Raw genomic sequence first — 24,025 nt, 5'->3', positions numbered from 1 at the left:
TAGCTGAGATGCGTGCATTCGCCTCAAGTAGACCGTCTAAGGGCTGCAACCACCTTACGGCCAACTTCATGAGTGGCTTTAGCATCAAAGTGGGCGCCGTATCCGCGACTCTGCGTGTCTCGGGCGGTGCCTAACAATTTATTCATGCCGAACCCGCTTCGCGGGTCGGCTTAATTCAGGTGTTAGGCCTCACAAGGGACTCTCTTGCAAGCTCTTAAGTTCTTCGCTCTATCGTGTTTGGCGGTGATCGTGTTTGATGCGGTCGCATCTCTCGTGTCTCTGGTGCTTGGCTTTCCTTACACTTACGCAGCGTTCGGATCCGCTATTCTCTACATCGCATTTGGATTCTTCGCTAATAGCAAGTTTGGTTTTTGGGCTGCAGTATTGCTCGGCTTAGCTATGGGCATCACTGATGCAACGCTTGGCTGGGCCGTCTCTTGGGCCATTGGTCCAGGCCGCCTTGCCGGAGGCACTCTCACCCTGTCGGTTTGGTTCTACACTACAACGTTCGCCGTAATATTGGGCGCAATTTACGGGCTTATTGGCGGCGGCATTGGTGTGCTCACGGGGCGGCGGCGTGCGACCTGACAATTCTTTCGAGCCGACGCTAATCGGTGGCGCGGCTTAATTCAGGCATTGGGATGAAAATCAAAATCAGGGGGAACTGATGGCAAAGCGGGAAGACCTACAAGACTGGGTTGTTGCGGCGCTGAAAGCTCATGGTGGCTCGGCCAGCATCGTGCAGGTTGCAGAATACATCTGGACACACCATGAGAAGGCGCTCCGTGCATCTGGCGAGCTCTTTTTTACGTGGCAGTACGATATGCGTTGGGCATGCACCCGCTTAAGGGAGCGCAAAATTGTCCAAGCAGCTGAGGTTTCAAAGCGCGGGGAGTGGCGCCTTGCAGCCTAACAATTCATTCAAGCCGACGCCGCTTCGCGGCGCGGCTTAACTCAGGCGTTAGGCGGCACAGGGGAGAATTATGGGTCGGTCATACAACACTTCGCTTGTACTCATTCGGTTCTTCGGATTAATCGGCGTGGTCATGGGCATAATGTGGCTGGTCAATCTGGTTGCAACCTTCGCGCTTCGTGCCTTTGGAGCACCCGATTGGCTAATCAATCCCTTATGGTACGTGGCGTCCCAAGGCCTGCTATCTGGTCCGATTTGGGCTGCGGCCGGCATCGTTGTGCTCAAATACTCAGTCGATCTCGCTCGTTTCGTGGCACGCGGCAATACTGACAGTGAATAGACGGGATAGGCACTCGCGAGTGCCGCCTAACAATTCGTTCAAGCCGAGCCCAAATCGTGGCAGCGCCTTCGTGCCTACGCTACGCTAGCACGCAGTCACCGCCCCGCGTTGGGCCGGCTTAACTCAGGCGTTAGGCCTCATGAGCGACACTTTCGACCGCTCAATGTTGCTGCTCTCACTCCAGCGTGCACTTCTCGGCGAGGTGCACATTGAGCTGCGCCAAGCCTCAATCGAGGCTGATCCAACCTCAAAGACCGTTCGGCTCCGCTTCGAATACGACGGGTCTCCTCCGAGACCTACACGGGAAAGTTGCTCTTGCTCCGCCGCCGAGGTCATCGCTGACTTTCCAGCGCAGTGGCAACTGGACGAGCAGCACCTTACTGTTCCCGTGCCTACAGCTCTAGAGCCATTGGCCCATGTTGCATATCGTCGGGCCGAGCCTCAGCATGAGGCCTAACAATTCATTCAAGCCGAACCCGCTTCGCGGCTCGGCTTAACTCAGGCGTTAGGCCTCTGGGAAAAACTCAATGCTCACCTACGCAGATGGATCACCAATTCAAGTAGGAGACTCGGTGCTGCTGGAGCATGGCCAGACTCGTGGCACCGTTGAGCTTGTCGTTCTGACGCAAACCGAGATGGAGACCATCGGCGCTGAGGAGCCTGGCGTCATGCTTTTGTCAGCCCCATTTGGCCGCGTCTACCTGCCAAAATGGTTCCTGCAGCGCGAGCCTTTGCAGTATGTTCCTCACGGGCCGTCGGCCTAACAACTCATTCAATCCGAACCCGCTTCGCGGGTCGGCTTAATTCAGGCGTTAGGCCCCTTATGGCTAATTTGAACATTCCAGAAATTCCATATGAGTCAGGCGTTGTCCGCTTCCGATATTCGCGCTATCTGTCAGCGGATGGCTCTCGGTGGGTTCGACATGGCTTGTTCTGTGCCTACCATGAGGATGGCTCGCTCGCTTCTGAGGGAATCTACGAACAGGGACAGGAGCATGGCTTTTGGCGGGACTATCATCCCAACGGCCAACTTGCCGCCGACGGGCAGTACACACATGGCACCGAGACTGGCATTTGGCGCTACTGGTCAGAGGCCGGCGTTCCGGAGCTGTTGGACGGGGCCTAACAATTCATTCAAGCCGACGCCGCTTCGCGGTGCGGCTTAACTCAGGTGTTAGGCCGCATGAAAGCTAGCCGCATACTGTTTTTCCTAGTTTTGACGCTGCTCACCGAGCCTGCCATCGCGCATCAGGACCGCATACTTAGCCTTGAGCCCGACGGGTCGATCCCCGAGATTCCCGCATCGTTCGGCAAGGCATTTCTGGTTGTTGAGGGCTTAGGCACGAAGGCGCCTGTCGTTAAGCTTAAAATTGGCGCTCGTAGCACCGCTCTACCACTTTGCATGACGCGACTCATTAAAACGCGCCAGAGGTCAAGTATAAGACTGAGCGGATCCTGGTATCACGATGAGAGAATTGTACCTTTCTACATCAATGTTGAGTTTCCTGACCCTGGTCAAGAACAAGAAAAATATCCAAGATCAGGCCAGACGTTCTTGTTCAACCTGCGCACCCCTAGTCTTATAGACTCCAGCTCTCCTGAAGGCTGCAGAACAGTGTCCTCTGCGCTGCGGCCCAACAATTCATTCAAGCCGAACCTGCTTCGCGGGTCGGCTTAATTCAGGCGTTAGGCAGTGGTGGAGCAAATGCGTTGGTGGTTGCTGCTTCGGTGAGTTCGCAGGCGTGCATGCGGTTGGCTCCGGACAGCAGTCATCAGCATTGCTGGTTGCGGTAAGTTCGGTGCTTCGCCCTCGTACGTCACTTCCGCGCTGCGCTCGTTGCATTTGTCTTCGGGAGCAGCCCGCACCGGGGCGTCGCTGGGCAAGCTCCATCCCGCAAGCTGTGGCACACTCGGTCAAGGCGGCAGTGCTGGGGAGCAGGGTTGCACCATCCAACCTTCGCGACCACTCACTGCCTAACAACTCATTCAAGCCGAAGTTGCTTCGCAACTCGGCTTAATTCAAGCGTTAGCTGTACGAGGGAGATCAATGCAACTCGAAGAAGAGCTCGCAGCCTTCTACCGCAAGCATGGCTTCGGCGAAGACTCGGGCAAGCGTTCATTAACTGTGCCGGTCTACACTGGTTGCATGCTGGTCCCTTTGCCAAACGTTGAAACGCGGCATAAGTACCTGAAGTTCCACGACCTCCACCATTTAGTCGGGAGATACGGCGTTGGCCGTGTCGGCGAAGGGGAAGTTAGCGCCTGGGAGCTGGGCACTGGCTCCTTGCTGGCCTCCCCGACGCTCGCATTCATGAACCTCATCGCCCTATCTACGGGGCTCGTTCTAGAACCCAGGCGCATGTGGCGTGCTTTTGCTCGGGGCATGCGCAGCAGGAATCTTTACGCCGCTTCCGTGCGAGCGCGCGTGCAGAGCGGCGAATGGGAGAACGTCCGCGCGCTCCGCGGCTACCTGCTCGAAGTTCGCCTGCCGTCACGCGTCGTCTCAACGCTGCGAGCAGCCGAGTTCGGTCTGTATGCTTTTTTTAGCCATGGCAATCCACGCGCTCATAGCCGTGCCGGCCTTAGTTGCGCGCACGGTCACGGACATTGGGCTTGGTCTTAGCTTGTTCGAGATCGTGCGCCCAAAAAAGCGAGTGGATCTGGTCTACCGGCGCACAGCTAACAATTCGTCCAAGCCGACGCCGCTTCGCGGCGCGGCTTAACTCAGGTGTTAGGCAGCTATGAAAAATTCCGTCTCGCGCTTTCAAGGCAAATCGTTTGGTTGGGGGTTCATCCTTTTCATCGGTTTGTTTTCGGCGTCCGCTTTCTGGGGCGAGTCGGTGGGCCTTAGTAAATTGGCTGCCGCCGTCCTGTTCGGTGTGAGCGGTTTTATTCCATTCCTCATTCAGGCCTTTACTGGTTGCGCGCTTGATGGCGCGTGGGTAGCCAGATTCAGCCGCAGAGAGCATCCAACCAAGTATTGGCTGTTGCTTGCTCTTTCTGCAGCTATTGGCATCGGCTTCTCATATGACGCGTACAGCACGTACATGGAGGCTGCACATGTCGCGGCCTAACAATTCATTCAAGCCGAACCCGCATCGGGGCAGCGCTTGGGCGCTTTTTCCGCTACGCTAGCACCCAACCGCCGCCCCGCTACGGGTCGGCTTAATTCAGGTGTCAGGGCGCTCTAGTAGGTTCGATGCAGCCGAAGCCAACTGAAAACGAGCCCGGCATCGCACTAGGAGTGTCGCTTATCGCCATTCTGGGCGCCCTCCTTGTCAGCACTTTGCTCACCGGATTCAAGCCAGGCCCAGTGCGCACGGGCCCTAGCACCGTGCTATTGGGACTCTACCTGATGGCGTGGGGCACCATGTTTCTCGCCAGTTACTTCTACAGCCACAAGACATTCTTCTTACGCGCACTTATCTGGGTCTGCGAACATTGGTCCAGCCCGAAAGGGCGTGTCATGGCTTTTTGCTATGCGGCACTAGCGCTGGGGCTCGGCGGCGCGGCCACATTGTCGGGTCTCGGGCTCATCAATGTCGCGCCCTAACAATTCGTCCAAGCCGGCGCCGCTTCGCGGCGCGACTTAACTCAGCTGTTAGGCCGTGGTGGAGCAAATGCGTTGATGGTTGCCGCTTCGGTGAGTTAGCAGGCATGCATGCGGCTGGCTCCGGAAAGCAGTCATCACCGTTGCGGGGGGCTGGGCAAGTTCGGTGCTTCGCCCTCACCCGTTATTACTGCGCTGCGCTCATTGCATTTGGTTTCGGTGGTATCCCGCGCCGCTGCATCACTGGGGCACGCTCCATCCCTCAAGCTGTGGCACACTCTGCCCAGGCGGCAGTGCTGGGGAGCATGGTTGCACCATCCAACCTTCGCGGCCACTTACTGCCTAACAACTCATTCAAGCCAAATTTGCTTCGCAACTCGGCTTAATTCAAGCGTTAGGCTCCATGTCAAGCGATCACGCGATTCAAATCAAAGCCCCTGGGCCGCGGCCGGCGTACTACCGGGTCGCTGAGCATCTTTGGGGCGCTGGCTGTAACATCGATTCGGACGGCGACTCCCGTACCCCAGAAGACCACGAGCTATCGGTTTCACTTCGTGGTGCGCCTGGGCAGCAACTGGACATTAACCCTGTCTCTACGGAGCCATTGGTTCTGGTGGTTCGCTCCCCTCAAGCAAGTCTTTGTAGCAAAGCAGTAAAGTTCATAGTTTCTTTCTCAGGCGGCACAGTTGAGTCGATAGTGCCTAAAAATTCATTCAAGCCGAAGCCGCTTCGCGGCCCTTAACTCATTCGTTAGGCCTCTGATGAAACTTCTCGTACTACTTCCTTTGCTCTTGCCACTCACCGCATCCGCGCATGATATGGCGCCCTTGGATAATCCAGAGCTTGCTACGATCTTTGGCCTTCTCCAAGAGCTAGCAACAACACCATCAACTTCAGACCAACCGTACATCGTTCGCATCTATGCGGCACCCACTGGCGTCTATGAGTGTGGCGGCACGGTTGCCTCGTGTCCTGACGTAAGGCTGTTCTTCACAGTCTCGTACGGGGATATTGGGGAGACCCCTGCTCTCTATCAGCTTCCTGCGCGAAAGGGCTGGAGGTTCAAGGGTTGGTCCGAGCCATCTGCTGCGGGAGGCATGCAGATGGCCAGCTTCACGGTGCAGACTATGCTGCCCGATTCAAATATTGATCTTGAGGCCAGTAAAGCTTGGCGACCTCAGGAGTATCGTGTCCTTGCCAGTCCAGAGTCGGCGTCATATGCCTCGCACTAGGCCTAGCAATTCATTTAAGCAGAACTCGCTTCGCGAGTCGGCTTAATTCAGGCGACAGGCACTGTATGAAAGCTCGATGGCTATTTGTTGCATGGGGAATTTTCGCAGCTCTGGCTCTTTTGCTGCGTTTTGGTGTGGTCGGTCCACGAGAGTGGCTGACCACGCTCTATAGCGTGGGTAGTCTTGCACTTGCCGGCGGGGCTGGCACCCTCCTCAACATCCGCTTTCGTCGAGATCTTCTGGCAGTTGATCGAGCCACCTGGGAACACCTCACGCAATTTCGTGATCTTGGTCCTGGCTACCACAACAATTTTCGTGAGCTAGGCTGGATCGCACGACCGTCGTCTACTATCCCGCCCCACCTCAAACCGCTGTGGCTCCGGGCACGTAAGCTCGTCTGGCTACCAGTTGTTTGGTTCTTAACCACACCGGCAATCTGCATTCTTGTAGGCGTCGGCGGTACCTAGCAATTCATTTAAGCCGAACCCGCTTCGCGGGTCGGCTCAACCAGTTGTTAGGCAGCAAAGCAGACATGATCGCAACTCTATTCATCGCACTTCTCCCTGCTAGCTCGTCGACTGTGCCTGCCACTGAGCAACCCGTGCTTCAATGCAACATTGGACCGGCCCTGAAGCAGTTCGGAGACAATGAGTGGCTGATATATGGCTGCGCTGACGGGCATTCCGTAGTGGTCGCTGCCCGCGCGCCTAATCCCGCTGCTCCGTTCGTCTTTATCCTCACGCCGGACGGTAACGGTGGCATTGAGTTGCTCGGCGAAGGTACTGGGACCGAGTCCGCCACCAAACCCGCGTATGACAGGCTCAGCAAGATGTCCAGCTCGGACCTGGCCGCGCTTTTTCATGAGGCTAGTCGTGCCAATGGGCGGTAAGCTGACGCCTAGCAATTCATTCAAGCCGAATCCGCTTCGCGAATCGGCTTGATTCTGGCGTTGGAACTCAGGAGGAGAGTGCTGTGAACTGGAAGCGCGTCGTCGGCTGGTCTGCTCTACTCATGATCTTGACCAGTGGTGTCGGTGTTCTTAGCGGAGTCTGGGTGGCTCACTCGCAGATCGAACCGGCGACGATTGACCAACTAGTAGAGAGAGCCCGCCTTTTCAGGCGTGTTGCAACTGGGCTTATTGCAGTCGTCTGCTATTGGCGCCTTGCCACTGGTGCCCCGACTCGTAGGGCCTGGCAGGTAGTTGCTGCATTCTTGCTAGTACAGCTGACGGACATGGCTCTGTCTTTGGCACTGGGTGCGCATGTCGGTGAGTTACTCGAGCCGTGGGGTATCTTGCGTTCTATGTTGTACGCACTAGCAGGCTACGTTCTAGCAACGCTGAGCCACAGCAACTCACCCAAGCCGAAACCGCTACGTGAGTCGGCTTAACTCAGGCGTTAGACCTAGCTGGAGATTTTATGGTATTCAAATGCTTGCTCATCGCTATGGCTGTCTTGTGCGCCTTTCTCGGATACCGCGTTCTTCGCCTGGAGTCTGAGGTGCATCAGCTACAACGCAATGCTGCCATCGCCATTCTCTCTGCAGAGATCGCGAACAAGAAGATCGGCGCCTTTGCACCATATTTTCGACAGGACAAAGAGGCATTTGCCAACGCGTGGATAGACGACTCAAACATGCCCGGCGCCGTGTTCCCGGAGGATGTGTTGGTGCCCCTCAAGAATGAACTCGCTCGCAAGCGATCGGACCCGTCATCCCAGAAGCTCAAAGCTGACACCTTCCGATAAGATAGGGCTAACAATTCACCTGAGCCGAAGCCGCTTCGCGGCTCGGCTTCACTCAGGCGTTAGCCGCATGAAAAAGATGCCAGTACTGTTGATTTCCTGCCTCTTGGCTGGAGGTTGCGACCATCTATCAGACACTGTGACGAGCAACTACCCCACCCTGGCCGATGCAAGATCCGATCAACTGTTCGGTCGCGGTTGGCTTCCCGACATACTTCCGCCCAGTACAACTGACATCCGCACATCCAACGACTTGGACAGCAATACATCTGTCGGTGAGTTCAGCTTCAAGAGCGGAGAAAGCTTCGCTTTCTACTCAAATCTTCAGCCCGGACTTCCCACATCATCGAGAATCGGCAGCTGGTCGGAAATCGTAGGAGACTACGCCGATACCGGACACACTCAATGGCAGTATCGAGACTCCGATACCACGTGGGCGTTCTTCTGCGAGCAGCAGGCAAACAAGTGTATGTATTACGCATGGCGCCGGTAGCTGCTAGCAATTGAGAATAAGGGGTCAGGCTTATTTTCCAGATGCCTCATCGGTATGGGCAACGGCTTCGTTGGACGCTGATCGGCTCCCTGCTTGTCGAGGCAGTTGACATCCCAACAAACCCGCAGCAATCTCTACCACAAGGAGCGTAGAAACTCCTCACAGAGCGGTACCCACCTCCGTCAAACCGGTGGGTTTTTTGTGCCTGCAGCATCTTGCGGGTGCAACCGACGCGATGCCTGCGTCGGGAGGGCGGCTAATACAACACCCTTTGGGGAAATACGCCCGCCGGCTCTGTGCGGTTTCTAACCTCCCGACATCCCGTCGCCACCCGGCGGCGGGGCCTGTTCGTCAAGGAGGGCTTTGCCATGCGTCGACCCACGTCCAGTCCCAAGCCAGCGCGCAAGCGCGCCACGGTGCCGCCGCCCACCGAGATCGGCTGGCACTCGCTCGACCCAACGATCACGCCGCGGCGCTACCTCGAGCGCACCCCCATCCCCGAGCCCCGCCCCGATCCCAACAAGCCGCGCCGCCAAGGCCACCCGCGCGCGCCGCAGCACTGCACTGTCGGCTACGGCTACTACCCCGACAGCCACCAACGCATCCCCACGCTACGCCTACGCGGCCGCTGGCTGGAACAACTCGGCTTCACTATCGGCAGCAAACTCAACATACGCATGCGCAATGGCGAGCTGGTCGTCAGCGTGGCACCCAAGAACTAAGCAGATGCGTCGCACAGCATGCAGACCAACGCCCGCATCAAGCGCAACGCGTTTAGCATCACACCTTGCGCGCTCACTGCTTCTCGCGCAGGAGGACAAAGGTGGAGCACCAAGCCGTCGTCCTGTATCTCACGTTGGATCAACTTGACTATGGCATAGCACATGGTCATGGGCAGCCGCGCCGGCATGACGAGCGTTTGTTGCAAAGGCTTGCAGCGATTGACGGCAATGGACGACTCGGCGAGGATCGTTTTTACGCCACACGGGCAACCCCGGTAATAGTCAGGCGGCTTGGAGGTTTGGATGAAGTTGATGCTTCTATTGGGTGTGGTACTTGCGCTTGGCAATATCGTCGCATCGGTTGCCGTGCTTCGCGTTTCGGTGCTGTCGCCATCACAACGCGCGTTGCAAGTTGCCCTCATCTGGCTTATTCCAGTCATTGGCGCGGTGGTTTGTGCGGCATTTGCTTCTTCTCAGTCAGCTGGCTCCACGTCGTCCGGTACAAGTGACCCGTTCTATCTGTCATCCGATGGTGGCGCATCGGGTGGTCAGGACATTGGTTTTTCCAGTTGCGATGCGGGGGACTCTGGCTGTGCCGGGAGCAGTGACTAGTGGCGACGCTTGGCAAGTCGTTCAAGCCGGATCCAGCTCGCGGTTCTGTTTAATCCAGTTGCTGGACCGCTAAGGATATTTCGAGAGAGACAGATGATTCTTTGGGGATGGGGCGAGCGTGTGCTGACCTTCGACCTGGCAGAGCATGAGCACTGCCAGAGGTGCGAGCAAGAGCAAGTCTTTACACTGCGTCTCAAGTACACGTACGGACACTTCTACCATCTTTTCGGATGGGTTATCTCCAAGCAGTACCAGCTCATTTGCCCCGTTTGCTCCCACGGCTGGATAGTTAACGCTTCGGCGGCGGAAGCGCAGATTGGGTGCAACCCAGTGCCGTTCCATCAGAGATCAGGATGGATTGTCATGCTCTTCCTTGCAGCAATCATTGGATTTGCCGCCGTGACGTATCAGCATGTGGCCTGACAATTCATTCGAGCCGAAGCCGCTTCGCCGGTCGACTCAACCTAGGTATTAGCCCCTATGAGAAAGATCGTTGCAGCTGTTGCTTTTCTCCTCTTCGCATCAGGCGTAGCCTGCTCGGCATCCACTCCGACGGTTGACGTCTCTGGCCTGTCCGAGGCTTCCATGAACTTCGATCAAGACGGAGTTGGGCCATTCCTGCATGAGTTGTCTAGCTCCCTCAGTACCAACCTCGACCCCGACGCACTCACAAATGCAATCGATGTGTTGCCGGTTGAGACAAGCGGAAACTGGGAGTTCTCGGTCAACTTGAATGGCAAGCACGAGCGCTTGGTGATCGTTGCGTTCAAGGATGACGTGGATGCTCCTGACCTTGCGTTCTACACGTCACCCGAGCTAGCTGCCAAACTTCAGCGACACCTTGAGTCATTTGCCCAAGCTCAGGGGTGGTAGGGCCCAACACTTCATTCAAGCGTTAGGCCGCCCTGCCCATGCGCGCGCATCCGAAATCAACAAAGACGTCAGTTGGATATCGCGCGCTTCGGCTATTCGGTGCGCTACTCGTGTTCCTCATTGTGTCCGTGACGTTCACCTGGTGGCATCACACCAGGACGCTCTCGCCCTGCGCCACGTCCGCCTCCATCGCAAGAGACCCAGTCGCATGCCATGCTGGCTTTTGGCTATTCGGCATCTCTTGGGCCGGGCTTGCCACCTTTTTGTTTACGCTCTTTGGCGTCTGCTTGTTCCTTTCATGGGGATGGTCCCTGACTCGCCGCGAGCGGAGCTAAAGCCTTAAAATTTGTCCAATCGCCCAGCGATCCGATCTACTACTCAAGCACACCGCCAAGGAAAGCATGTTCTCCATCTTCAAAAAGAAAGCCGCTCCGTTATTGATCGTTCGCGCCGATGGGCGAGAGTTGTGCCGCGTTACCGAGAGCGATGTCCCGTGTGAGCTCAAGCCTTCCGCATGGTTGAAGGCCAATAGCGTCCTGGAGTTTGCCGACTCGGCGGGAGAGGTGCATCGGCATGAACTTGGTGCTGCGACGGGGTGGTTCCACTTTTCCGTTCGCGTGCATCCCAACCTCGGGTGCCAGGCAGACTGTGTCATTTCGCAGACCGAGCAGCTCGATCCAGATGCGTTTGCGAATGGCCAAGCATCCGGGATCAGGTTTCAGCCGTTCTTTCTGCCGGGCGCCAGCGTCAGAAGTGCCACACTTGCAGGCAAGGGGTTGTTTGCCAGGGGGCTGCACTTCAATGGAATCGTCACCAGTGGCAATGTGGTGCTTTCCTGTGAGTGCGACCACTGCAAGCGTTCGTTCCTGATCCGCTCCTATCACGCGGGTTTTAGCAACGCGGGATACTTCTACTCGGGGTCCGGCAAGTACACCATCACCGTCGATAGCCATCTGCCTGGCAGCCCTGCAGCGCTGTCCGAGCCGGATGCCGAAGCGCTTGCTGTGCTGGAAGACGCATTACCGTTGGCACCGGATGGGTCCCGCTACGCCTACCTCAATCCTTTTCGCTGCCCGCATTGTTCCGAGCCTTACATCGATTTTGAGGCGAATCCGGGGCTGAGGGCGAGCGAGTACTACGGGAATTACTTCGAGGGCTCAACGCTGCTGCGATACGCGCCGCCCGATGTTGAGCATTCTTCCTGATGACTCCATTGCTGCGTTGCCGCTGGTCTGTCCGAGCTCGCAAAGCAACGCTTTTATAACGAGTCCGAATGCGCTTGAGCAAGCGTGCATTGCCGTCTCATGTGCTGAAAATGAGCCTTGTTTGTTGGCGTGATGTCACGCTTCCGCTACGCAGCGCGGAGTTCCGGAGTTGCAACGCGAGCCCAAGACATTAGAATCGGTACGCGTGGTGCGCGTCAGTTCCCGCCTGCGCAATGTAATCGTCAGGTGGATCGCTTCAACTATCAACGAAGGAATGCTCATGTTGAAACCAGCAGATACCAAGCTCTATTCCAAATTGGTCGGCATCAGCATTGGCATCTTTGCAGCCGTGGGGGCTGCCCTCGGGGCAGCAATGGGCAACCTGCCGCAAGGCCTCGGCCTGGGGCTGTCGCTTGGCTCCGTGTTCGGCATTGCCTGGGCGCGTCGGCGTGGTGCCATCTGACGCCGGCATGAGGTGACACGCGCATGTCGCTCGGCCGACTGCGCTGTGCTGCCGCAGACGACGTTGATACCGCCTGGTAACCGGTGTGACATGCAGCCATGGCAGCGGATTCGCAGCTGTTTTGGTACCGCTCCTCAATGCCGGTCGGCAAGGCGCTGGCATGCGCTACCATGGGTCGATGAACGTTAAATCGTGTCTTGTAGTGTTCCTGCTCGGTGCCTGTGCATCGCTTTCGGCCCAAGGGGTTTCGCCCGCCACCACGCGTGAGGTCGATCAGCTTTTCAAGGTTCTTGCGCAATCCAACTGCGAATTTTCGCGCAATGGGTCGTGGTACGCTGCGCCCAAAGCCAGTGAACACTTGCAGCGCAAGTACGACTACTTGCAGAAGAAGGGGCTGGTGACGTCTACCGAATCCTTCATCGAGCTTGCTGCCACCAAGAGCAGCATGTCGGGCACGCCGTATCAGGTGCGTTGCGGCAACACTGCGCCGGTATCCAGCCAATCCTGGTTCACTGGCAAGCTGCGGGAGCTGCGCAAGTAATCGGCAGGCGTCGGAACCACAGCATCTGCCTTGCAGCGTTGCCTGAGGCGCTGGCAACTGCTGCTGGACGGCAGATACGCTGATGTAAATCAGGCAACGCGCAGCCTCTGCACTGCCTCAGCGCTGCCATTGTGCTCATCGGCCACAAACGCACTCACTGCATCTTCCAGCTGCGCGGCATGGTCGCCCATGGCGCGTGCGGCGGCGCTGGCGTCCTGCATGCGGGTGACGCCGTCGCGCATGTCGGCGTCTACGCCGGCGAGGGTGTGATGCACCTGCGCGATGCTGCCGGCTTCCTGTTGCGAGGCGACGGCGATCCTGCTGAGCGTGCTGCTGACCTGGCCGATGGTGGCGACGATGTGCTGCATGCCTTCGCCGGCGTGGCGCACCTGCTGCACCCCGGCCTGCATATGCGTGACCGATTCGCCGATCAGCGTCTTGATCTGGCTGGCGGCGGTGGACGAGCGCAATGCCAGCGCGCGCACCTCGCCAGCAACCACGGCGAAGCCGCGGCCTTCTTCGCCGGCGCGTTCGGCTTCGACGGCGGCATTCAGGGCCAGGATATTGGTCTGGAAGGCGATGCCGTCGATGACCGAGACGATGTCCTGGATGCGGCGCGAGGCCTGTTCCATCTGCTGCATGGTGCCCATCGCCTGGTGCATGGTGTCACCGCCGCTGCGTGCGGCCTCGGATGCGGCGGCGGTGAGCTTGTCGGCGTCGGCCGCCTGCGCGGTGTGCTCCTGCATGGTGCCGAGCACGGCCTGCATCTGGGTGGCGGTGCGGCCCAGGGTGGCCGACTGGCGCTGCACCTGCTGCTCCAAGGCATCGTTGCGGGTCAGGATGTGGCCAGCGGCGTGATTGATCGCGGTGCTGGAGCTGCGGATCTGCGTGATGATGCGCGCCAGCTCGTCGGCGGTGGCATTGGCATCGCGCTTCATCTGCTCGAACACGCCTTCGCAGTGGCGGTCGATGCGCTGGGTCAGATCGCCACGCGACATCGCCGCCAGCATGCGACGCATGTCCTGCAGGCTGTCGTCGGTGATGGCCAGGAACTGGTTGACGCCCTCGGCCAGTTGGCCGAGTGTGCCGCTCCTTGCATTCCCCTGCAGACGGGCACCGAGCTGGCCACGCGCAGCCTGGGCAATGACCGTGGCCAGTTGCTCTTCCAGCGCCAGGTCCTGGGTGCGGTCCTGCCATTCCACCACCACGCCCAGCGAGGCGCCGTCGTCATCGCGGACCGGGGTGATGTTTTCCTGCAGTTGCAACGCCGCCAGCGCGCGCGTTTTGCTGCTGCCTGCGTCATGCCCCAGCTGCACCGCATCGGCCAGTGCGGTGTGCAGCACATGCGCATCGACCTGCGTGCTCAGTTGCTGGAACGATTGATTGCGATAGATGGCAGCGCCCTGCCCGTCGACGATGGCCACCGCCATTGCCGATGCATCCAGCGCCAGGCGGATACGGCGATTTTCCAGCAGCAGCTGCTGCTGTTGGGCGATGCGCTCTTCCACCTGCACGCTCATGCGCACCAGCGCCTGCGCGAGCGAGCCGCTGCGGAAGGGCTGCTGCAGGATGGCCGGCGGCAAGGTGGCGCCGGTGGCCAGGGTGTCGGCCAGTTCGGCCAGCGCTTCGGCCTCGTGGTCGAGGGCATCGACCTGGCGGCGCAGCTGGATGGCCATCACGCAGACGAAGGCGGTTTCGACGATCACGTAGCCGGCATGCAGCACCACGATGCCGAAGCCGCTGCCGACGGTGAACGCCTGCACCGGCATGCCGCGCGATTGCAGCCAGTAGAACGCCAGGTGATGCACGGCGATGGCGCCTGCGGCGACCACCACCGGCAGCCAGTCGCGGTAGTACAGCAGCAGCGCCAGGATCACGAACACGCCAAAGTGCATTTCCACCAGGCCATGCGCCTGCTGGATGGTGGCCGCGACCAGGGCCATCAGCACCAGCGCGTTGGTGATGCGGGTCAGGCGTGTGCCGGGGTTGGCCTGCACTTGCCAGGCCATCAGCAACAGGCTAGGCAGCGTAACCGCCAGAAACGTGGTCCATTGGCCCTGGTACCAGGCCAGGCCCAGCGAGCCGACGCTCTGCAGCACGGCCAGCCACAGAAACAGCCGGTCGGCCTTGATCGCCAGGCGGGTGGCGTAGGTGGAGGTCGGCGGTGCCGATGCGGACAGTTCCATCATGACAGCGACTCCACGGCACAGGGACAAGGGGACACCAGCGCGGCACCCGGGGTGCGCGCCAGGACATCGGGTAACCAGCGCGACCAATCCGCCGCGCCGGCCGTGCCGCACACCGCGCCGCCGTCTGCGGGGCCGGCGTAGCGCGGTTGGCCGTCGGTGCCGAGCAACCACACGGCATAGCCGCTGCCACGCAGCGCGGGGGTGTCGAGCATGCGCACCTGGCCGCCACGCGCACGTACCGCGTTGCTGAGCACGGCCCAGGCGCGACCGGCGGCCGGGTCGGTGCAGGCGCAGGCACCGGCGACGCCGATCAGCATCGGCGCCTGCTGCGCGGCCGGCAGGCTGGCCTGGACCTGCGCCCACGCACTGGCGACGTCGTTGGCTTGCGCGTGGGGCGTGGTCCAGGCCACGGCGATCCAGCCGCACCACAGCGCGAGCAGGGCAGCGCCCAGGGTGCGTCGCGTTGAGGCGGACAGGGTGCCGAAGACGGGCATGGCGCAGCGGATTCGCGAGATAAGGTGAGCCCCTTATCGGGTGCCGGTGCAGACGCTTGAGCCGGCTTGCGATTGAAATTAGCGATGGCAGCGATAGCGTGCGTCAGGCCCGTTACGCCGCAAGGGTTTGCGGGCGACGCGTGGCGTGGTTGCGCTGGCAGACGTTTATCCGGCGCGGGAATTTGTGAGCACGCGTTCACAGATCGACGGCGGGCCCGCCGCGTGCGTGGCAGGCCGTGGTGGCTGTGATGTCGTCACTCTGGAGTCGGGTCCAGGTGCCAGGGCGTGCCCTCGACAGTAGCGATGCATGGCAGGCCCGCCACTGAGCCGTCCACGCTTCCGGGCCGAGCGCCGATGCCTCAACAAAGCACACCTGGCGGACGCGGAATCCATCCACCGCTGCGTTTGGTACGCGCGCCTAGGCGGTCAACCAACGCGCCGAGGCGCCCACCTGGCAGGTCAGCGCCGTCAGCTCGCTTGCCGATGCTGCAGGGCGACGCTTACGCCATCGCTTCGTCGGCATCCAGCGCAACCGCCGGCTGCTGGGCATGATCGAAGCGTTCGCGTGCAGAGCGGATGGCCGCATGGTTCTCGCCTGCCCAGTTGAGCAGCTGCGAGATCGGCCCGAGCAGCGCCACGCCGAGCTTGGACAAGGCATATTCCACGCTGGGCGGCTTGGTCGCGTAGACCTTGCGGGTGATCATGCCGTTGCGCTCGAGGTTGCGCAGGGTCTGGGTCAGCATGCGCTTGGAGATGTCCGGCACGGCGCGCTGGATGGCGCTGAAGCGGGAGGGGCCGGGGATCAGCGTCAGCAGGATCAGCATGGTCCATTTGTCGCCGATCTGGTCGAGCACGTCGCGCACCGGGCACTTGGTGGCGTCGAACGGCATACCTTGCAGGGACGGCGGCGGCGGAAACAGAGCAATCGCGTTCACTGGGATATCTCACGGTAACCAGGGGGTGGAAAACTGCCTCCTTGCGGAGGTTCGAACGGCCCTGACAATAGGTGCGCGGACCAAGAGTCTAGATAGTAGACCACACCTCTTATCAATACCTACTGGAGTTCACCATGGCACACACCTCCCCCCTGATCCTCGTCACCGGCGCCAGCGGGCAGCTGGGCGCATTGGTGGTCGACGCATTGCTGGCGCGTGTCCCGGCCGCTCGGATCGTAGCAACGGCCCGCGATACTGCGTCACTCGCACAGTTCGCAAAACGCGACATCACCGTGCGTCGCGCCGACTACGCGGACCCGCAGAGCCTGGATCAGGCCTTCGCAGGCGTGGGTCGGGTGCTGCTGGTGTCGTCCAATGCGGTGGGCGAACGCGTGCCGCAGCACCGCAACGTGATCGAGGCCGCCAAGCGTGCCGGCGTGGAGTTGCTGGCCTATACGAGCGTGCTGCATGCCGATACCAGCACGCTGGCGCTGGCACCCGAGCATGTGGCCACCGAGGCGCTGCTGCGCGAGAGCGGCGTGCCGCACGTGCTGCTGCGCAATGGCTGGTACACCGAGAACTACACCGGCTCGATCGCGGCCGAGGTGGCGCATGGCGCGGTGATCGGCAGCGCCGGCGAGGGCAGGATCAGTGCGGCCACGCGCGCCGACTATGCCGAGGCCGCCGCAGCGGTGCTGGCCGCCGACACGCCGCAGGCCGGCAAGGTCTACGAACTGGCCGGCGATACGGCCTTCACGATGGCCGAGTATGCCGCCGAGGTGGCGCAGCAGTCGGGCAAGCCGGTGGCCTATCACGACCTGCCCGAAGCCGACTACGCGGCGGCCTTGGTGCAGATCGGCCTGCCGGCTGCATTCGCACAGGTGTTGGCGCAGTGCTCGGCCTCCTCGCGCGGCGGCAGCCTGTTCGACGACAGCCACACGCTGAGCCAGCTGATCGGCCGCCCGACCACCCCGCTGCGCGATGCGGTGGCGGCGGCATTGCAGGCGACGCCGGGCGGCTGAGCCGAGCCCTGGCACGGTGTTGCGCGACACCGTGCAGCCGCACCGGCCTGGCGCTACGCCGCGCGGTGCGTGATCCGGCAAAGGCGAGCGATGACCCCGCCTTTGCCATGTTTCTGAGTCATCGTCCCTTGCCCACGCGTTGGCGATGACGACAGCACGCCATGGCCGTGCCAAGCACGCGCCTCGGCCTTTGCGTCGGCAGCTGCTCCTGGCGGCACCATCTGCCCATGGCACCGCAGGCCCGATGGCCGGCAGCAGCAACCAAAGCGTCACATCCGCGCCTGATGCCCGCGCCGCGCGCCGCTGGGCCGGCCTTCTGCACGTCGCACAACTGACACGCGCCAGACACGTAGCTGACACAGCGTTGCGCTGTGCGGGGCCGCCGATGTCACCAAACTGACATCAAATCTAAATATAACTGCACGCATTGCCGCACCGTCAGGACGACCGGGCGCCTGGTGGGCGTGCCGGCGCCGTGTTCGCCGCCCGCCGGGCAGCGCCGGCCTGACGCTGCCGCCGACCCGTTTCCCTTGCACGAGCCGGACCAATGAAAAAACGCAATCTCGCCACCGTCCTGTGCGCCCTCAGCGCGACCGCCAGCGGCAGCACGCTGGCCGCCGAGCTGGAGCTGTACGTCGACCGCAAGACCAAGCAGATCTTCGCCGAGCCGGCCCCGGGCCGCGACAAGCTGGGCAAGTTCGTGCAGGTGGACGAGAACGGCAAGCTGCCGGCGTCGGCGATGCCGGCCGCACCGGCACTGCCGCCCGCCCCTGCGGCGCCGGTGCCTGCCGACACCGCCATCGCCCAGGCCGCACCTGCACCCGTACCGGCTGCGGCACCGGCCAAGGCTGGCGAGGCCGGCAAGAAGTGGTACGACAAGCTGAGCCTGCGCGGCTACACGCAGATCCGCTACAACCAGGGCATCGGCGGCGACGCGCAGGATCTGCGCGCACCCGGCGACCGCTTTATCGGCAACGACCAGAGCCTTGGCATCCGGCGTGCGCGCCTGGTGCTGAGCGGCGATCTCAACGAGCACGTGTCGCTGTACTTCCAGCCGGACTTTGCGAGCACGCCGACCGGTTCGACCACCTCCAACTTCGCGCAGCTGCGCGATGCGTATGCCGACATCTACTTCGACAAGAAGCGCGAGTACCGCGTGCGCGTGGGCCAGTCGAAGATGCCGTACGGCTGGGAGAACCTGCAGTCCAGCCAGAACCGTCTCACCCTGGACCGTGCCGACGCGCTCAACTCCGGCCTGCGCGACGAACGCGATATCGGTGCGGTGTTCTACTACAGCCCCACCGTGGCCAAGGGCCGCTTCCAGGACCTGGTCAAGTCAGGCTTGAAGGGCTCGGGCGACTACGGCGTGATCGGTGCCGGCGTGTATAACGGCCAGGGCGCCAACCGCGCCGAGCGCAACGACAGCATGCATGCGGTGGTGCACGCCACCTACCCGTTCAAGTTCGCCAACGGCCAGTACCTGGAAGTGGGTGCCGATGCCTACAGCGGCCGCTTCGTGCCGACCGCGGCAGCAGTCAACATCGGTGGCCGCAGCTTCACCCCGGCCATCACCGACCCGAACGGCTACACCGACCAACGCGTGGCCGCGCACATCATCTACTACCCGCAGCCGTTCGGCCTGCAGGCCGAGTGGACAGTGGGCCGCGGCCCGGAGCTGGATGTCGCACAGCGGCGCATCCGCACCCGTTCGCTGAGCGGCGGTTACGTGCAGGCGATGTACAAGCACGATGGCAGCTACGGCACCTTGCTGCCTTACCTGAAGTGGCAGACCTACCGCGGCGGCTCCAAGTTCGACACCAATGCGCCGCGTATGCGCCTGGACGAAGTGGAAGCCGGCGTCGAGTGGCAGCCGATGGATGCGCTGGAACTGGTGTTCGCCTATTCGAAGATGAAGCGCACCGACGTCACCACCGCGCCGTATCCGGTGGTGGAAGGCGACTTGCTGCGGCTGCAGTTGCAGGTCAATTACTGAGCCCTGCACCGTGATGGAAGACCAACAAGCCCCCGCATGCGGGGGCTTGTTGGTGGTTGCGTCGCTAGCCGTGGTGGCCGCTAGCGTCAGCAGGATGACGCTAGCCGCGGCCCTGCTGCTTTGGCCGCCGATCAAACGCCAGCACCGGCACGCTAGCGGGCTGCCAGTTCTGCGCGAATGATGTCTGCGCCTGCGCTGAGGGCCTTGAGCTTGCCTCTTGCAACGTCCCGGGCCAGAGGCGCCATCCCGCAGTTGGTGGACGGGTAGAGCTTGTCGGCATCGACAAAGCGCAGCGCCTTGCGCAGCGTGTCGGCCACTTCTTCCGGCGTTTCGATCGCATTGCTCGCCACATCGATGGCCCCGACCATCACCTTCTTGCCGCGCACCAGTTCGATCAGGTCGATCGGCACGTGCGAGTTGTGGCACTCCAGCGAGATGATGTCGAGCGTGGATGTCTGCAGCTTGGGAAACGACTCTTCGTACTGACGCCACTCCGACCCCAGGGTCTGCTTCCAGTCGGTATTGGCCTTGATGCCGTAGCCGTAGCAGATGTGGACGGCGGTCTCGCACTTGAGCCCCTCGACCGCACGCTCGAGGGTGGCAACACCCCAGTCGTTGACCTCGTCGAAGAAGACATTGAAGGCCGGCTCGTCGAACTGGATGATGTCCACGCCGGCCGCTTCAAGCTCCCTGGCTTCCTGGTTGAGGATGACGGCAAATTCCCATGCCAGCTTTTCGCGGCTTTTGTAGTGCGCGTCGAAGAGGGTGTCGATCATCGTCATCGGGCCAGGCAGCGCCCATTTGATCGGCTGGCGGGTCTGCTGGCGCAGGAACCTGGCATCGTCCACGAACACCGGCCTGGGGCGGCTCACCGCGCCAACGACGGTGGGGACGCTGGCGTCGTAGCGATTGCGGATCCTGACGGTTTCGCGCTTTTCGAAATCGACGCCGCTGAGGTGTTCGATGAAGGTGGTGACGAAATGCTGGCGGGTCTGCTCGCCGTCGCTGACGATATCGATGCCGGCGTGCTGCTGTTCCTGCAGCGACAGGCGCAATGCATCCTGCTTGCCTTCGATCAGTTCCTCGTCCTGCAGCTTCCAGGGCGACCAGAGTTTCTCCGGCTGCGCGAGCCAGGACGGCTTGGGCAGGCTGCCGGCGGTGGAGGTAGGGAGCAGCTTTTTCATGATGAGTGGTGTCTTGCGTTCTTGTTGATCAGACAGCGTGGTGGGAAACCCACTGCGCGAGAATCTTGCCGTAGGGCCTGATGAAGTGCTCCTCGGTGAATTTGCCCTGCGTCACCGCGAGCTGGCTGCGCTCTTCCCGGTCGTAGACGATCTGGGTAGAGGAATAATCCTGGTGCTTCAGGCTCGGCTGGTAGATGGCCCCCGCCGCGGAATTGGCGTTGTAGATTTCCGGGCGGTAAATCTTCTGGAACGTCTCCATGGTGCTGATGGTGCCGATCAGCTCCAGGTTGGTGTAGTCGTTGAGCAGGTCGCCGAAGAAGTAAAAAGCCAGCGGGGCGACACTGTTGGGAGGCATGAAATAGCGCACCTGCAGGCCCATCTTCTCGAAGTAACGATCGGTCAGGGAAAATTCGTCCTGCCGGTACTCGATGCCGAGCACGGGGTGCCGGTTGCCGGTTCGGTGATAGACCCTGCTGCTGGAGACGCTGATGCAGATGACCGGCGGCTTGGCGAAACGCGCCGTATAGGCGTCCGAGTCCACGAAGTGCTTGAACAGCTTTCCGTGCAGGCTGCCGAAATCTTTCGGGATGCTGAAGCCGGACGCGTCCTGATTGTGCGCCGGCAGCAGCACGCTGAAATCGTAGTCGCGCACGTAGGAGGAAAAATTGTTCCCTGCAATGCCATCGATGCGCGCGCCGCTCGTCTTGTCGAGGATGCTGGGCTTCAATATCTCGATCAGCGGAAATGCATCGCCGCTGTCGTTCTCGCCGATGTTCATCTCGACAGAGATGATGTCCAGCTCCACCGCGTAGCGGTCGCGGGTGGGGTTATCCCAATGCGCCAGGTCATTGCAGCGGTTGTTGATCATCGCAAGCGTGTTGCGCAGGTTTTCCTGCCGACGCTGCCCCCTGGCCAGGTTGGCAAAGTTCGTCGTGTTGCGCGTGTTGGCCGCGGGACGGTAGTCCTCGTCAAACCGCTGACGTTTGATGCTGAAGGTGAATTCCTGAGTCATTGCAAGCTGACGCCTTGTTTCCGAAATTGATTACGAGCGCAGGTCTCGGCGCAGGGGTGGATCCCTGCTGGATGGATGCCGGGACTCTGGATCTGCGGACAGTCGCCAACCGATCCTGTAGCCGGCGCGCAGTGTTGACCCGCCGCGCAACCGTGGCCGGGTGGCCTCAGGCCGCGGCGACGTTTTCTGTGGCAATGGCACCTGCCTGCCGCGTCAATGCGATCAGCGGCAATGCCCGCTGCACCGCCAGCCTGGCCCGCTCGGCCAGTGCTTCGTTGTGCACGCGGTAGTCCAGGAAGTCGCGGTCGGTGGCGTAAACGCCCAGCGGCAAGGTGCGCGCCTGGAAGAAGCTGAAAAGTGGCCGCAACTGGTGGTCGATCACCAGCGCATGGCGCTCACTGCCGCCGGTTGCCGCCAACAGCACCGGGGTGTCGATCAAGGCATCCTGGTGGATGAAGTCGAAGAAGTGCTTGAACAGCCCGGTGAAGGAACCGCGATAGACCGGCGTGGTTACCACCACCACGTCCGCCTGCTCCACGGCCGCAAGTTCCTGCTCCACCGCTGCCGGCAGCTGCGAGCGCCAGACCGCGCCGGCGAACTGCGGCGCCAACGCCCCGAGTTCGACCAGATGTTGCTCGCACGGCACGGCAGCGGCGATCAGCGCCAGCAGGTGCTCGGCCAGGGCGACGGCCTTGGAGGGGCGCTGCAGCCCGCCGGAGACCGCGACGACGCGGAGGGGGGGTGGCACGTTGACAGTCATGCGGGTGAACCTGAAACGACGAACCCCGATGCTAGGGCTCGCGTTCAATGAAGTAAAATGGTGTTATTTCAACAATCCATGAATTCGGATCATCTGAATGCTTGAGCGCATCCATCTCACCATCGTCCAGCAGGTCGAGCAGCAAGGCTCGCTGACCGCCGCTGCCGGCATGCTGAACCTGACCCAGTCGGCGCTGAGCCATAGCATGAAGAAGCTGGAGCAACAGCTGGGCACCGACGTGTGGCTGCGCGAGGGACGCAACCTGCGCCTGACCCAGGCCGGCCAGTACCTGCTGGCGGTGGCGAACCGGGTGCTGCCGCAACTGGACCTGGCCGAGGAGCGCCTGGGCCAGTTCGCACAGGGCGAACGCGGCGCGCTGCGCATCGGCATGGAATGCCATCCCTGCTACCAGTGGCTGCTCAAGCTGGTGGCGCCCTATCTGGCCACCTGGCCGGACGTGGATGTGGACGTCAAGCAGAAGTTCCAGTTCGGCGGTATCGGCGCGCTGTTCGGCTACGAGATCGATCTGCTGGTCACGCCCGACCCGCTGTACAAGCCCGGGCTGCGGTTCGAGCCGGTGTTCGACTACGAGCAGGTGCTGGTCGTGGCCAAGGGCCATGCGCTGGCGTCGGCCGCCTACGTCAAGCCCCAGCAGCTCACACGCGAGGTGCTCATCAGCTATCCGGTGGACCTCGAGCGCCTGGACATCTACAGCCAGTTCCTGCTGCCGGCCGGTGTCACGCCCAGGCGCCACAAGGCCATCGAAACCACCGACATCATGATGCAGATGGTGGCCAGTGGCCGCGGCGTGGCCGCCATGCCACGCTGGCTGGTGGAGGAATACGCCGCCAGGATGGACGTGGTGCCGGTGCGGCTGGGTGCGCGCGGCATCGCCAAGCAGATCTTCCTGGGCGCACGCGAGGCCGATATCGCCGTCGACTACCTGCGCGCCTTCATCGAACTGGCCCGCCAGCCTGCCAATGGCACCGCCACGACATCCGGAGCCCACTGATGGATACCACCGCAACCCGCACACCACTCCCCCTGCCTGCCGGCCACGACAAGGTGTTGCTGCATTCCTGCTGCGCGCCATGCTCCGGCGAGGTGATGGAGGCCATGCTGGCGTCCGGCGTCGACTACACCATCTTCTTCTACAACCCCAACATTCATCCGCGCAAGGAATACGAGCTGCGCAAGGACGAGAACATCCGCTTTGCCGAGCAGTGCGGCGTGCCCTTCGTCGATGCCGACTACGATCGGGACAACTGGTTCGAGCGGGCCCGCGGGATGGAGAACGAACCCGAGCGCGGCGTGCGTTGCACCATGTGCTTCGACATGCGCTTTGAACGCACCGCGCTGTATGCGCACGAGCACGGCTTTCCGGTGATCACCAGCTCCCTGGGCATCTCGCGCTGGAAGAACATGCAGCAGATCAACGACTGCGGCGTGTGCGCTGCGGCCAGGTACCCCGGCTTGATGTACTGGGAATACAACTGGCGCAAGGGCGGCGGTTCGTCGCGCATGGTCGAGATCAGCAAGCGCGAGAACTTCTACCAGCAGGAATACTGCGGCTGCGTCTACTCGCTGCGCGACACCAACCGGCACCGCGTGGAAAGCGGGCGCAATCGCATTCAATTGGGCGTGAAATTCTACGGCGATGCGGAACAGGACGATTGAGTGCCGGGGGGGCCAGGACGCCGCCGGAATTTCAACGTTCTCCCTGGCCCCTGCCCGCTCGATCGGGGCTGAC

General features: G+C 61.3%; 26 protein-coding genes. 20 read left to right on the top strand and 6 right to left on the bottom strand.

Features of this window, described 5'->3' with window-relative positions; genetic code table 11:
- Window positions 1-204 precede the first annotated feature (204 nt).
- The 16 genes from AC1PLS_RS02010 (at window position 205) to AC1PLS_RS01935 (ending at window position 12,686) form a co-directional block, all read left to right on the top strand.
- The gene (locus AC1PLS_RS02010; RefSeq protein ID WP_024938814.1) at window positions 205-588 is read left to right on the top strand and encodes a hypothetical protein; all 384 of its coding nucleotides are present in this window, start codon (window positions 205-207) and stop codon (window positions 586-588) included.
- Between the two features lie 804 nt (window positions 589-1,392).
- A complete protein-coding gene (locus AC1PLS_RS02005; RefSeq protein ID WP_481104158.1) occupies window positions 1,393-1,710 on the top strand; it encodes a MafI2 family immunity protein in 318 nt (105 codons plus the stop codon).
- Between the two features lie 70 nt (window positions 1,711-1,780).
- Window positions 1,781-2,017 (top strand): hypothetical protein, encoded by a 237-nt coding sequence (locus AC1PLS_RS02000; protein WP_184432416.1) that lies wholly within the window; start codon window positions 1,781-1,783, stop codon window positions 2,015-2,017.
- Window positions 1,963-2,379, top strand: a complete 417-nt coding sequence (locus AC1PLS_RS01995; protein WP_481104157.1) for a toxin-antitoxin system YwqK family antitoxin — start codon at window positions 1,963-1,965, stop codon at window positions 2,377-2,379. Before AC1PLS_RS02000 ends, AC1PLS_RS01995 begins: the two co-directional genes overlap by 55 nt.
- Window positions 2,380-2,436: 57 nt before the next feature.
- Window positions 2,437-2,931 (top strand): hypothetical protein, encoded by a 495-nt coding sequence (locus AC1PLS_RS01990; protein ID WP_184614670.1) that lies wholly within the window; start codon window positions 2,437-2,439, stop codon window positions 2,929-2,931.
- A 369-nt stretch (window positions 2,932-3,300) separates the two neighbouring features.
- Window positions 3,301-3,876, top strand: a complete 576-nt coding sequence (locus AC1PLS_RS01985) for a hypothetical protein (RefSeq protein WP_481104156.1) — start codon at window positions 3,301-3,303, stop codon at window positions 3,874-3,876.
- A 118-nt stretch (window positions 3,877-3,994) separates the two neighbouring features.
- A complete protein-coding gene (locus tag AC1PLS_RS01980) occupies window positions 3,995-4,327 on the top strand; it encodes a hypothetical protein (RefSeq protein ID WP_024938819.1) in 333 nt (110 codons plus the stop codon).
- Between the two features lie 125 nt (window positions 4,328-4,452).
- Window positions 4,453-4,806 carry a hypothetical protein gene (locus AC1PLS_RS01975; RefSeq protein WP_104553180.1) on the top strand — a complete coding sequence of 118 codons (354 nt, stop codon included), beginning with the start codon at window positions 4,453-4,455 and terminating at the stop codon, window positions 4,804-4,806.
- A gap of 2,647 nt (window positions 4,807-7,453) precedes the next feature.
- Window positions 7,454-7,780, top strand: a complete 327-nt coding sequence (locus AC1PLS_RS01970; RefSeq protein WP_146095868.1) for a hypothetical protein — start codon at window positions 7,454-7,456, stop codon at window positions 7,778-7,780.
- A gap of 67 nt (window positions 7,781-7,847) precedes the next feature.
- Window positions 7,848-8,270 (top strand): YbbD-related protein, encoded by a 423-nt coding sequence (locus tag AC1PLS_RS01965; RefSeq protein ID WP_102255464.1) that lies wholly within the window; start codon window positions 7,848-7,850, stop codon window positions 8,268-8,270.
- Between the two features lie 368 nt (window positions 8,271-8,638).
- The gene (locus AC1PLS_RS01960) at window positions 8,639-8,992 is read left to right on the top strand and encodes a SymE family type I addiction module toxin (protein ID WP_435003589.1); all 354 of its coding nucleotides are present in this window, start codon (window positions 8,639-8,641) and stop codon (window positions 8,990-8,992) included.
- A gap of 303 nt (window positions 8,993-9,295) precedes the next feature.
- Window positions 9,296-9,604 (top strand): hypothetical protein, encoded by a 309-nt coding sequence (locus AC1PLS_RS01955; RefSeq protein ID WP_184515578.1) that lies wholly within the window; start codon window positions 9,296-9,298, stop codon window positions 9,602-9,604.
- 480 nt (window positions 9,605-10,084) lie between these two features.
- Window positions 10,085-10,477: a hypothetical protein gene (locus AC1PLS_RS01950; RefSeq protein WP_349781050.1), complete on the top strand. Its 393-nt coding sequence runs from the start codon at window positions 10,085-10,087 to the stop codon at window positions 10,475-10,477.
- A 401-nt stretch (window positions 10,478-10,878) separates the two neighbouring features.
- Window positions 10,879-11,682 carry a hypothetical protein gene (locus tag AC1PLS_RS01945; protein ID WP_184515569.1) on the top strand — a complete coding sequence of 268 codons (804 nt, stop codon included), beginning with the start codon at window positions 10,879-10,881 and terminating at the stop codon, window positions 11,680-11,682.
- Window positions 11,683-11,851: 169 nt separating this feature from the next.
- Window positions 11,852-12,145, top strand: coding sequence for a glycine zipper domain-containing protein (locus tag AC1PLS_RS01940; protein ID WP_245229724.1), 294 nt, complete (start codon window positions 11,852-11,854; stop codon window positions 12,143-12,145).
- Window positions 12,146-12,323: 178 nt separating this feature from the next.
- Complete coding sequence (locus tag AC1PLS_RS01935; protein WP_024938827.1) at window positions 12,324-12,686, top strand: YfeK family protein; 363 nt, start codon at window positions 12,324-12,326, stop codon at window positions 12,684-12,686.
- Between the two features lie 89 nt (window positions 12,687-12,775).
- Here the strand turns inward: AC1PLS_RS01935 and AC1PLS_RS01930 are convergent, their stop codons facing one another.
- The 3 genes from AC1PLS_RS01930 to AC1PLS_RS01920 all read right to left on the bottom strand — a co-directional run bounded on the left by AC1PLS_RS01930 (window position 12,776) and on the right by AC1PLS_RS01920 (window position 16,304).
- Window positions 12,776-14,875: a methyl-accepting chemotaxis protein gene (locus AC1PLS_RS01930; RefSeq protein ID WP_481104155.1), complete on the bottom strand. Its 2,100-nt coding sequence runs from the start codon at window positions 14,873-14,875 to the stop codon at window positions 12,776-12,778.
- Window positions 14,872-15,369 carry a hypothetical protein gene (locus AC1PLS_RS01925; RefSeq protein ID WP_481104154.1) on the bottom strand — a complete coding sequence of 166 codons (498 nt, stop codon included), beginning with the start codon at window positions 15,367-15,369 and terminating at the stop codon, window positions 14,872-14,874. Before AC1PLS_RS01925 ends, AC1PLS_RS01930 begins: the two co-directional genes overlap by 4 nt.
- Window positions 15,370-15,869: 500 nt before the next feature.
- A complete protein-coding gene (locus tag AC1PLS_RS01920; protein WP_039513244.1) occupies window positions 15,870-16,304 on the bottom strand; it encodes a winged helix-turn-helix transcriptional regulator in 435 nt (144 codons plus the stop codon).
- Between the two features lie 134 nt (window positions 16,305-16,438).
- Here AC1PLS_RS01920 and AC1PLS_RS01915 point away from each other — a divergent pair, with 134 nt between their 5' ends.
- Both AC1PLS_RS01915 and AC1PLS_RS01910 read left to right on the top strand, forming a co-directional pair.
- Window positions 16,439-17,326, top strand: a complete 888-nt coding sequence (locus tag AC1PLS_RS01915; RefSeq protein WP_024938830.1) for an SDR family oxidoreductase — start codon at window positions 16,439-16,441, stop codon at window positions 17,324-17,326.
- A 547-nt stretch (window positions 17,327-17,873) separates the two neighbouring features.
- Window positions 17,874-19,319, top strand: coding sequence for an OprO/OprP family phosphate-selective porin (locus AC1PLS_RS01910; RefSeq protein ID WP_047127880.1), 1,446 nt, complete (start codon window positions 17,874-17,876; stop codon window positions 19,317-19,319).
- A gap of 152 nt (window positions 19,320-19,471) precedes the next feature.
- On the opposite strand, the gene AC1PLS_RS01905 is transcribed toward AC1PLS_RS01910, so the two are convergent.
- From AC1PLS_RS01905 to msuE, 3 genes are all read right to left on the bottom strand, one after another.
- The gene (locus AC1PLS_RS01905; RefSeq protein ID WP_481104153.1) at window positions 19,472-20,503 is read right to left on the bottom strand and encodes a methionine synthase; all 1,032 of its coding nucleotides are present in this window, start codon (window positions 20,501-20,503) and stop codon (window positions 19,472-19,474) included.
- Between the two features lie 28 nt (window positions 20,504-20,531).
- Window positions 20,532-21,515: a DUF1852 domain-containing protein gene (locus AC1PLS_RS01900; protein ID WP_481104152.1), complete on the bottom strand. Its 984-nt coding sequence runs from the start codon at window positions 21,513-21,515 to the stop codon at window positions 20,532-20,534.
- A 166-nt stretch (window positions 21,516-21,681) separates the two neighbouring features.
- Window positions 21,682-22,275 (bottom strand): FMN reductase, encoded by a 594-nt coding sequence (gene msuE / locus AC1PLS_RS01895; RefSeq protein ID WP_481104151.1) that lies wholly within the window; start codon window positions 22,273-22,275, stop codon window positions 21,682-21,684.
- Between the two features lie 97 nt (window positions 22,276-22,372).
- Between msuE and AC1PLS_RS01890 the strand changes: the two genes are divergently transcribed.
- Window positions 22,373-23,287: a LysR family transcriptional regulator gene (locus AC1PLS_RS01890; protein ID WP_481104150.1), complete on the top strand. Its 915-nt coding sequence runs from the start codon at window positions 22,373-22,375 to the stop codon at window positions 23,285-23,287.
- A complete protein-coding gene (locus tag AC1PLS_RS01885; RefSeq protein ID WP_481104149.1) occupies window positions 23,287-23,952 on the top strand; it encodes an epoxyqueuosine reductase QueH in 666 nt (221 codons plus the stop codon). Before AC1PLS_RS01890 ends, AC1PLS_RS01885 begins: the two co-directional genes overlap by 1 nt.
- Window positions 23,953-24,025: the final 73 nt, after the last annotated feature.

The organism is Xanthomonas sp. NCPPB 3218, from assembly GCF_056725185.1.
Note: the sequence above shows the minus strand (reverse complement) of the source record. Positions and strands in the feature narration are given on the sequence as shown.